A 6976-nucleotide genomic window follows, 5' to 3' on the forward strand; every position below is an offset into this window, starting at 1 on the left:
TAAATTTTTATTGGTTGAAGAATGCATTAACGGTGCGGTTAAATTTAACCAACCAGCCGGGCATTTAGAGGCCAATGAATCGATTATAGAAGCATGCGCTCGTGAAATTGTTGAAGAAACGGGGCTTGAGCTGACACCACAAGCCTTAGTAGGGATCTATCAATTTCGGGCAGCTGCTGATTTAGCCTTTGTTCGTTATACATTTTGTATTGAGCTGGCCAAGCAACAACACGCCACACCTCGTGATAATGCCATTACAGCTACTCATTGGCTTAATCTTGCAGACATCACCGCCCTTGGCAACCAGCTTCGTAGCCCATTAGTGCTAAAAAGTATTGAAGATTTTTTACAACAATCAGATAAAAACCATCCCGCACAGCACACACCGTTATCGTTGCTCAATGTCGATTATTTTTAATGGCTTGTCTTAGGCTATTTGTATGCGCCTCAAGATAGCCCATTAAGTGAATGCGTGATAGAATACGCGCCGCACAAATGTCGTATTTATTGGCCGTTTACCAATTAATCTCTTCGATATGTGCAACTATAATCTCTGCGATATTCGCAATTAATAGTATTCAGATTCACTACTAGCAAAAATCTAGCACAATCGCCTTGAAACATCGGCATTGCGGCACAATATATACATTATCTTTCTTCAAGGTTTTTAGGATTTATGACATCACTCAGCCCTACTTCAAACGGTAAAAAAGTCATTGTCGGCATGTCCGGCGGTGTGGACTCTTCAGTATCAGCTTACTTGTTAATGCAGCAAGGCTACGAAGTTGAAGGTCTATTTATGAAGAACTGGGAAGAAGACGATACTGATGAATATTGCGCTGCAGCAGATGATTTAAAAGATGCTCAAGCGGTTTGCGACAAGCTAGGCATAAAAATGCACACCGTCAATTTTGCTGCCGAATACTGGGATAACGTATTCGAATATTTTTTAGCAGAATACAAGGCCGGTCGAACGCCCAACCCCGATATCATGTGTAATAAAGAAATCAAATTTAAAGCATTTCTTGAATTTGCCGACGACATTTTAGACGCCGATTATATCGCCATGGGCCATTATGTTCGTCGTCGTGATAATAGCGATGGCAGCGTTGAAATGCTCCGCGGGGTTGATGGCAATAAAGATCAAAGTTACTTCTTATACACCTTAAGCCACGAACAAGTTGCCCGCAGCTTATTCCCTGTCGGTGAACTTGAAAAACATCAAGTACGCGAAATAGCCCAAAAACTGGGACTCATTACTCACGACAAAAAAGACAGCACTGGCATCTGTTTTATTGGTGAACGTAAATTTACTGACTTCTTAGCAACGTATTTACCAGCACAACCTGGTGATATCGAAACATCGGAAGGTGAAGTGATTGGTACACATCAAGGGTTGATGTATCACACACTTGGACAACGCAAAGGCCTTGGCATTGGTGGACTGAAAAACAGCAATGAAGACCCATGGTATGTGGTCGAAAAAGATTTAGTCCGTAATGTGCTTATTGTGGCGCAAGGCGGCAATCACCCTCGTTTAATGTCAACAGGTATGACTGTCAATCAGCTCCATTGGGTTGATCGTAAAGGTCCAGCCAATCACAGCACGATTACGGTAAAGACCCGTTATCGTCAACGTGATGTTGGATGTACCCTCACCTATGATGACGCAGACAATATTACCGTGATGTTTGATGAGGCGGTTGCCGCAGTGACCCCTGGGCAATCAGCGGTGTTTTATGATGGTGACATCTGTTTAGGTGGCGGCATAATCGATACTTTAATTCGAGGATAATCCGTGAGCCAAACTCCAGACAACATCTTGTTTGAACGCACTATGGCCTTCGCGGGTATTTTACAAGCGATTGGCCAAGTGCAGTATTTAGCACGCCACGGCGAAAGTGACAAAGACGCCTTAGCTGCTACGCTTAATACTATTTTAGTCACAGAGCCTGAATCGACAGCTGATATCTATCAAGATAAAGCCATTTTAGACAATGGTTATCAACTGATTCAAAATCAGCTCGGCGATGGCAGTAACAAAGATGTCGAAACGACTCGTTACTTAGTTGGCGTATTAGCGCTTGAACGTAAGCTTGCCCGCTCACCCAATGGTTTGGGTATGTTGGCAGAGCGCATCAATCAAGTGCATCGCCAACTGGCACATTTTGCGATTACCGATGAACAAGTACTTGCCAATTTTGCTAGCATTTACAGTGATATCATCAGTGAGTTAGGCCCTAAATTACAAATATCAGGTAATCCCGATTGCTTAAAACAGCCTCAGGTGCAAAACAAAATTCGTGCGTTACTGCTTGCTGCGATGCGCAGTGCGGTATTATGGCGCCAATTAGGTGGCAAACGCCGCCATTTAGTGTTTGCCCGTAAGGCCATATTTGATACAGCAAAACAAAGCCAAAATAACAATTAATCGAATCACCCTACAACAAAGTTCATCAAGGAGCTTCAAATGGATCTTTCCGCACTAACTGCTATCTCTCCGGTAGACGGTCGTTATGGTAGTAAAACCGCCTCATTAAGAGGGATTTTCAGCGAGTTCGGTCTTACTAAGTACCGTGTTCAAGTTGAAATCAACTGGTTAAAGCTATTATCTAGCTGCCCTGAGATTGAAGAAGTTCCCCCGTTTAGCGAAACAGCTCTTGCCTTGTTAGACAGCATCAAGGACAACTTTAGCGAACAAGACGCCCTGCGCGTTAAAGAAATTGAAAGCACCACCAATCACGACGTTAAAGCGGTTGAGTACTTTATTAAAGAACAAATTGCCAATAATGCCGAGTTAGTCGCCATTGATGAATTTGTCCATTTTGCCTGTACTTCAGAAGACATTAACAACTTATCTCATGGCTTAATGTTAAAAGAAGCGCGTGAACAAGTGCTAGTGCCGCATTGTCAGCAGATTATTGATGCGATCAAAAAATTAGCTCATGACAATAAAAGCGTGCCGTTAATGTCACGCACCCACGGCCAACCAGCATCACCATCTACACTTGGTAAAGAGATGGCTAACGTCGCTGTACGTTTAGATCGTCAATTAAACCAAATCAACGCTGTTGAAATTATGGGTAAAATTAACGGTGCGGTGGGTAACTACAACGCTCACATTTCTGCATACCCAGAAGTAAACTGGCATGAGTTGTCACAACGTTTTGTCACCAGCCTTGGCATTAATTGGAACGCATATACCACTCAAATTGAACCGCATGATTACATTGCTGAATTGTTCGATGCCATTGCCCGTTTCAACACCATCCTAATTGATTTTGATCGTGACATATGGGGTTATGTTGCACTAGGTCACTTTAAGCAGCGCACTATCGCTGGCGAAATTGGTTCATCAACGATGCCGCACAAAGTCAATCCAATTGATTTTGAAAACTCTGAAGGTAACTTAGGTATCGCTAACGCGCTAATGCAGCACTTAGCTGCTAAATTACCCGTTTCAAGATGGCAACGTGACCTAACTGACTCAACCGTATTGCGTAACTTAGGTGTCGGTATGGCTCACTCGTTAATTGCTTATCAAGCAACCTTGAAAGGCATTAGCAAGTTAGAAGTGAACGAAGCGCAACTACTTGCAGAGCTTGATAAAAACTGGGAAGTATTGGCAGAGCCAGTGCAAACGGTTATGCGTCGTTATGGCATCGAAAAGCCATATGAAAAACTTAAAGAACTGACCCGTGGTAAGCGTATTGATGCTGCACAACTTGCAGTATTCATCGATGGCCTTGAATTGCCTGCACACGTTAAAGTTGAACTGAAAAAAATGACCCCTGCAAACTACATCGGCCGTGCAGAAGCCTTTGTGGACGAGCTAAAATAGTCATTTAATCTACAATAAATCATCATGGCGGTCGCATCTGTGACCGCTTTTTTATTGGATAAACCACTCTCTCGACCTGAGGTCAATGATGTACACATTAACGATTGATACCCAAGCCTTTATTAAACAGCATTGGCAGCAGAAACCGCTTGTAATCAAACAGGCATTTGTCGATTTTGAAGACCCTATTGCAGCAGACGAGCTTGCTGGTTTAGCCTGCGAAGAAGAAATTTCATCACGCGTGGTTGTTACTAAAGGTGATGATTGGGACGTGGTACAAGGTCCATTTGAAGACTATGACCAATTTGGTGAAGACAACTGGCAGCTATTAGTTCAAGCCGTCAACCATTGGTACCCTGACTCACAGGCTTTAGTCGAAGCATTTCGATTTTTACCAGACTGGCGTTTTGATGACTTAATGGCATCATTTGCCACCCCTGGTGGTGGTGTTGGGCCGCATATTGATAACTACGATGTGTTTATCATTCAAGGTGATGGCGAACGTCGTTGGAAAGTGGGCGACAAAGGTCAACATAAACGTCGCGGCGATAACCCTAACTCACCACTAGTTGACGACTTTGAACCGATTATCGATGTGGTATTGCAAAAAGGCGACGTGCTCTACATTCCACCAGGATACCCACATTGCGGTGAAACACTATCGCTAGCCTTGTCATATTCGATTGGTTTTAGAGCCCCTAGCCAGCAAGAATTATTAACTGAACTCGCGGATAGTTTAATCGACAGCAATCAAGGCCACAAACGCTTTAATTCTGTGGATGAGCCAACAACACCAGGGATGATTAGCCAATCTCACCAGCAAGGTATTATGGATTTATTGACCCAATTGGCTCAAGATCCGGCCAGCTATCAAACCATGTTAGGTAAACTACTGAGTCAAAATCGTTTCGAACTTGATATCTGTGAAGGCGAAGAGCCATTAACAGCCGATGAGTTATTGGAAGCGATTGAGCAAGGCGCGATAATTCAACGCATTGGTGGTTTGAAAGTATTGCAGTTAGAAAATGATAACGAGCAGCGTTTGTTTATCAATGGCGAAGTGTACACCTTTGCTAATGTCACAAATGACATGTTACAGCTATTGGCTAACCAGGTAAGGATCACGCCTGAAGAGGCAAGTGTATTCACAGCCAATGCTGCGGCATTGGATATTCTGACTGGATTACTCAATCAAGGGTTATTCTACTTAGCCGAAGACGATTGCGAATAATCGTTAGCATATAAATCACTGAGCTTGATGGCCGCTTTCAACATAGAGCTCATCAATATGATCCATCAAGCTCAAGATAACAAAAAAGGCACTGTGAGTGCCTTTTTTATGTTTATTACGTCAAGTTACTCACTGGCTTAGGGCATTACCCCCACAGCTTCTCATCTTGATTCATTTTATATAAGCTTTCTGCACGCGACACCAATAATTGCGCAAACTTAAGTTGAGTAGGATCTTTGGTTACACCCGACTTATGCAAGTTCTCAGCTTTAAGTTGCCACATCATAGAAAAATGTCTAATCGCATCACGAGCCGTCGCCGCGACTTTAACATCAACATAATCAGAAGGTAAATCACCTGACATTACCCAAAATGTTTGTTTTTTAGGTTGCTTCGATTCCATCTTCCAAATGGCTAAATAAGGAGCAAGATAACGGCTTTCGTCAGCAAGTACTTTGCTTGGGATCACCCCTTTCTCAGCCAAAAAACGGTTCGCCTTTTGAAATTGAGTACGAACCCACTCTTGTCTTAATGCCTCTGGATCTGGTGTTGGCTGTGCAACCGACTCTGCTACTTCTTCAGTCATAATACTTCCTATCTTATTGTTATATTGCAGGTTAGAACAAAAATGCAACCTGATATTCAATCTCAAAAACACTGATGCAACATACGTTACTTTACGTTTACGTAAAGTGGCAAGCTAAATTTCCACATCAATGACAAAAATAACTAAATCATGCTTTGTTGAGAGTATCGCTAAATGCTATCGTGCTGCAATAAATATAACAAGCAGTCGTTTGCGCCTTTTGTACTCAATTAACAGAAGGTGTGAGAACTTTACTTCAACAAGCTAGCAAGCGGAGATATCACGTGGCAGTTTTTAATCATGTTTCGTTCGATGAACACGAACAAGTGGTCTTTTGTCATGATAAACAAAGTGGTTTAAAAGCCATTATTGCGGTCCATAACACTAACCTAGGCCCTGCCGTAGGTGGTTGTCGTATGTGGAACTATCAATCGGATGATGAAGCCTTAACAGACGTATTACGTCTTTCTCGTGGAATGACTTATAAAAATGCGTTAGCGGGTCTCACCATGGGTGGCGGTAAAGCAGTGATCATCGCCGATCCTAAAACAACCGACCGCGAAGCGTTATTTCTTGCATTCGGACGCTTTGTGAACAGTTTAGGTGGCAAATATTATTCTGCTGAAGACGTTGGCGTATCGACATCAGACATTATGATAGCCAGCCGTGAAACTGAATTTGTTGCCGGTCTTGAAGGTAAATCAGGCGACCCATCGCCACTTACCGCCTTAGGCACTTATCTTGGTATTAAAGCTGCCGTAAAGCATCAACGTGGCATTGATAGCCTAAAGGGAATTAAAGTCTCTGTGCAAGGCGTAGGACACGTTGGTTATTACTTATGTAAGCATTTACATGATGCTGGCGCTGAACTGATTGTTACCGACATTCATCAAGCCTCGCTTGACCGAGTTGCAACCGAATTTGGCGCAACCGTTGTTGCTCCGCAAGATATCTATACCCAGGATGTTGATGTCTATGCACCTTGCGCATTAGGTGCAACACTTAACGACACAACCTTGCCATTATTAAAAGCCACCATCGTTGCCGGTTGTGCTAATAACCAGTTAGCAGAGGTTCGTCACGGTGAAAAACTCAAGCAAATGGGTATTTTATATGCGCCAGATTACGTGATTAATGCTGGCGGCATTATCAATGTGTCATTTGAGAAAAACTATGACGCTGCGGCTTCCACTGCCAAGGTTGAGCAGATTTACAATACCCTGCTGACTATTTTTGAACGTGCTGATACCGAGAACCGCACTACCGGTTCAGTAGCCGATGAAATGGCTAAAGCAATTATTGATGCCGCAAGATAGTT

Annotated in this window: 7 protein-coding genes; 6 read left to right on the top strand and 1 reads right to left on the bottom strand. The window is 43.0% G+C overall.

Annotated elements, in window-relative coordinates; translation table 11 throughout:
* From CXF78_RS06380 to CXF78_RS06400, 5 genes are all read left to right on the top strand, one after another.
* A partial coding sequence (locus CXF78_RS06380) for an NUDIX domain-containing protein (RefSeq protein WP_102036301.1) occupies positions 1-418 on the top strand: 418 nt, incomplete at its 5' end.
* Positions 419-676: 258 nt separating this feature from the next.
* Entirely contained in the window at positions 677-1795 is a 1119-nt protein-coding gene (gene mnmA / locus CXF78_RS06385; RefSeq protein ID WP_102036302.1) for a tRNA 2-thiouridine(34) synthase MnmA, read from the top strand.
* A 3-nt stretch (positions 1796-1798) separates the two neighbouring features.
* Positions 1799-2431, top strand: coding sequence for a high frequency lysogenization protein HflD (gene hflD / locus CXF78_RS06390; protein ID WP_011637716.1), 633 nt, complete (start codon positions 1799-1801; stop codon positions 2429-2431).
* A 39-nt stretch (positions 2432-2470) separates the two neighbouring features.
* On the top strand, positions 2471-3841 hold the full coding sequence (purB, locus tag CXF78_RS06395; protein ID WP_102036303.1) for an adenylosuccinate lyase: 1371 nt from the start codon (positions 2471-2473) through the stop codon (positions 3839-3841).
* Between the two features lie 88 nt (positions 3842-3929).
* On the top strand, positions 3930-5072 hold the full coding sequence (locus tag CXF78_RS06400) for a ribosomal protein uL16 3-hydroxylase (protein WP_102036304.1): 1143 nt from the start codon (positions 3930-3932) through the stop codon (positions 5070-5072).
* A 145-nt stretch (positions 5073-5217) separates the two neighbouring features.
* On the opposite strand, the gene CXF78_RS06405 is transcribed toward CXF78_RS06400, so the two are convergent.
* A complete protein-coding gene (locus CXF78_RS06405) occupies positions 5218-5658 on the bottom strand; it encodes a DUF4826 family protein (RefSeq protein WP_011637719.1) in 441 nt (146 codons plus the stop codon).
* A gap of 284 nt (positions 5659-5942) precedes the next feature.
* Here CXF78_RS06405 and CXF78_RS06410 point away from each other — a divergent pair, with 284 nt between their 5' ends.
* Positions 5943-6974, top strand: coding sequence for a Glu/Leu/Phe/Val dehydrogenase dimerization domain-containing protein (locus CXF78_RS06410; protein WP_102036305.1), 1032 nt, complete (start codon positions 5943-5945; stop codon positions 6972-6974).
* Positions 6975-6976 lie beyond the last annotated feature (2 nt).

Source organism: Shewanella sp. 11B5, assembly GCF_002836795.1.
GTDB classification, from domain to species: domain Bacteria; phylum Pseudomonadota; class Gammaproteobacteria; order Enterobacterales; family Shewanellaceae; genus Shewanella; species Shewanella frigidimarina.